Here is a 3,092-nt window from a genome sequence, read left to right as displayed (position 1 = left end):
GAAGAAGCACCAGACGGACACAAGCATGGTCTGGTCCGCGGCCAGCAGGACAACCATTACCGCGGCCACCAGGCCCGCAAACCAGCGAAGGGCGGTGTGTGCCGAGCAGGCGAGCGCCCCAATGGTCGCCAATGCATAGGGGACCAGGATCCAGTCGCTCCCGCCTTGCGCTTGCGAAAGCAGCCAGACTGGCAGTGAAACGCCTGGCTTGAGCTGCGACGTGTACTGAATGGATATTCCCGCAACGCTGGCAGTCACATCGGCGTTCAACAGCCGCGCGCCATACACGAGGCTCACAAGGAACCCGGTCGCAGCCAGCATCGCAATGATCCTCTTGCGATGTCCATCCTCTTGCGCGAGCAGGACCGACAATGGCACGAAGACCGGCCAGAATACCGTTGCGATGAAAACGAACAGCGTGGCCGGCCATCCCGAGGCCTGCAGGCCGACGACCTGGTCCAGGGCGTTCCAGACCAGCCCTTCACTCACCTGCTGTAAGGCAAAGATCAAAGGGACCGCGGCGAGCGGAAGGTAATTCGGTGACGGGCTCCTGAAGACCGAATAGGCCCCGGCGACCGCACACGCAGCGGCAACGGTGTAACTTGCAGGTTCCGAAAAGCACATCGCGTGATCTCATCGTTTCTGATTGGCCCTGATGGCGAGCGCCATTTTCAAGGGGAAGACAAGCGCCCTGGCACACTGCTCTGCCGGGGGATAATTCAGCCGGATCGGATCAGTGGGACATCAGGAGCGGGATGGGCGTAGTATCGAGGACGCGCCGCGTGGCACCCCCGAGAACAAACTCGCGCAGTCGTGAGTGACCGAAGGCGCCCATGACGAGCAGGTCAGCGTTGTGGCTGGCGGCGCGCCAGACAAGCGCGTCGCCGATCTTTTGTTCTGAAACGTCAAACTCGTCGACAGCCGCGCCGATCCCGTGCGCGGCAAGATAGGCAACAAGCGGCGCCGCCGGTTGGCTGGAAGCAATACCTTTTTCTCCTCGCCCGACGAGGACGTGGACCGACTTCGCGCGCTTCAGCAAAGGCAAGGCATCTGCGACCGCACGTGCGGCCGATCGGCTCATGTCCCAGGCGATCGCCGCCGTATCCAGGGAAACGGCCTCGGTTCTGTTATCGGGAGAAAGGAGGCAAGGCCGGCCGGTAGAAAACAACCATGGCTCAACTTCGGCGATGTCAGCAACCGGGCTTCGCGTCAGGCCCAGCAGGCAAAGGTCGCTTGTTCGCCCAAAGCTCGCAAGGGAGGATGCCCCGCCTGGCCAATCAACCGTCACCGCTGAAATCGTGAAGCCGACGCCCGCAGCTTCGCATCGCTGTTTCAGTTGCATTTCATGTTCAGTGCGCTTTGCCGAGATCGTAGCTTCGATGTCCCAGGCGATACCGGCCATTATTCTGCCTGCGAACCAGTTTTGCGGCACCTTCACGTCGAATTGCGGCAGGGTCACGTCGAGCGCAGCGCCCATGCTGTGCGCAAGCCCGCAAGCATAATCGATCGCAGCGAGCGATGTCAGCGATCCATGCGCGCTGACGAGGAAATGAATGCGGCGGTAGGACATCTCAACTCTTCCCTTTCAACGGACTACGAACCCTGTTTTTCCGTTCCTTTTCGTCGGCCCACTTCAAGGGACAGGTCCCGTGCATCCGGCAGCCGCCGGCCTGCGCAACCTGCATCACGTGATTAAGGCCCGCGACCAGGGTCAGGGAAAGACCTGGCGGACGCTATCCGTAGTTCGACTTATCCTGGCGGGGTTCGGCTGCAGGCCTGCGCCAATCACGTGCCGCGCTGGCTCCTGATGGCGGTTCGCCTGAAACAATACCGGCGCAGCAATGTCCGAAGGATCTCCCAGTCATCAGGCAATGCTTTTCAGACAGACAAACCTGAACCCGGCGCCAGCCTGTTTCGGAAGGCAGGAATACTGCCTGAAACGCTGTCTGGTCCGCCTTTCCGGAGCGCAAAGGTGCGGCGGAGCATGCATCTTGCGAGACCCCGCGCCGAACGACTGCCTGCACCGGACTAAGTAGACTTGCGGATAGGAGCGGCCCGCAACTGCCACCAGTCTTCCTGCATACTCTGCAACTCGAAACGGAAGATCTGATGTTTCTGGCTCTGATACAGGCTACCATCAACGTGCGGCTGGCAACCGCCATTGCAATTCTTGCTGCGCCAGCCGGATGTGTATCGGCTCCCGCCGGCCCCGGCGCAGGCATTCCGGCCTGGACCGGTCCGAAAGACTGTTTCAGCCGCAATGTGCTTGAGACCGATCAGTCTGCGGAACGTATGGCGATCGCCTGTTCAGGTCCGGAAGCGGCCGCAGACGCCAACCGGAGCGGTGTGGAGCGGGCGACCGCCTATTTCAACGCGGCCGCCGGCTACAACCTTCTCGGCGAGCGTGGAACGACATCGCTTGCCTGTGAAACAAGCGAAGCTTGCTATCAGTTTGCCCTGAACCTCACCGAGAAATCCTTTGTAAACCAGGAAGACGCGCTCGTGCGCAAGGACAATGCCGCCTCGATTGATGATGTTAATGAACGCTTCATCCTGCGCCGCAGGCTGGTACAGGCGCAGGCCCTGACCGGCGCAGCCGTGTCGGGGAGCGGGGCCTGCCGCGAGCCCGATGAGTGCTATAAAACCGCGGCGGACGCACTTGCGACACAGGACCTCGGCGCGCTCGCTGCCCGCCAGGATGACCTGGTTGCAGGGTTCGCGTGTCAGGGTCTCAGTCTTAACGCGCGGATCAACCAGCTCCGGGGCACTGAGCACGAATACGCGGCTGTAACCGATTTGCGGCAGATCATCCGGTCGTGCCCAACGCTTGCGGGCAGTGCGACCGCCGCGCTGGCGAAGATTGCGTACAATCGCGGCGAGCAACTCAGGACGTCCATGGCGGCGTCGGCGGCAGCCTACGCGCCGTCCGCACAATCTGTTGCCCTCGGCGTGTCGGCTGTGTCGAGTTACCGCGATGCCTTGCGCTCCGAAGCCGTCAGTCTCTCAGCCTATCGCGGTCTCGGCTCGGTCTATCTTGCACTTGCCGGCCTTGAACCTGGCAAGGCTGGTGAGCATTTCGGCGCTGCAAGGGA

The 3,092-nt window shown here is 61.7% G+C and carries 3 protein-coding genes; 1 reads left to right on the top strand and 2 read right to left on the bottom strand.

Annotated elements, in window-relative coordinates; translation table 11 throughout:
- Together WEA77_RS09360 and WEA77_RS09355 are read right to left on the bottom strand one after the other, a co-directional pair.
- The coding region (locus tag WEA77_RS09360; RefSeq protein WP_368067610.1) for a DUF6629 family protein at nt 1-624 on the bottom strand (624 nt) is incomplete at its 3' end.
- A 109-nt stretch (nt 625-733) separates the two neighbouring features.
- Nucleotides 734-1,570, bottom strand: a complete 837-nt coding sequence (locus WEA77_RS09355) for a universal stress protein (RefSeq protein ID WP_368067609.1) — start codon at nt 1,568-1,570, stop codon at nt 734-736.
- 539 nt (nt 1,571-2,109) lie between these two features.
- Here WEA77_RS09355 and WEA77_RS09350 point away from each other — a divergent pair.
- A partial coding sequence (locus tag WEA77_RS09350; RefSeq protein ID WP_368067608.1) for a hypothetical protein occupies nt 2,110-3,092 on the top strand: 983 nt, incomplete at its 3' end.

The sequence above is a fragment of the Hyphomonas sp. genome, from assembly GCF_040882205.1.
Lineage (GTDB): Bacteria > Pseudomonadota > Alphaproteobacteria > Caulobacterales > Hyphomonadaceae > Hyphomonas.
Note: the sequence above shows the minus strand (reverse complement) of the source record. Positions and strands in the feature narration are given on the sequence as shown.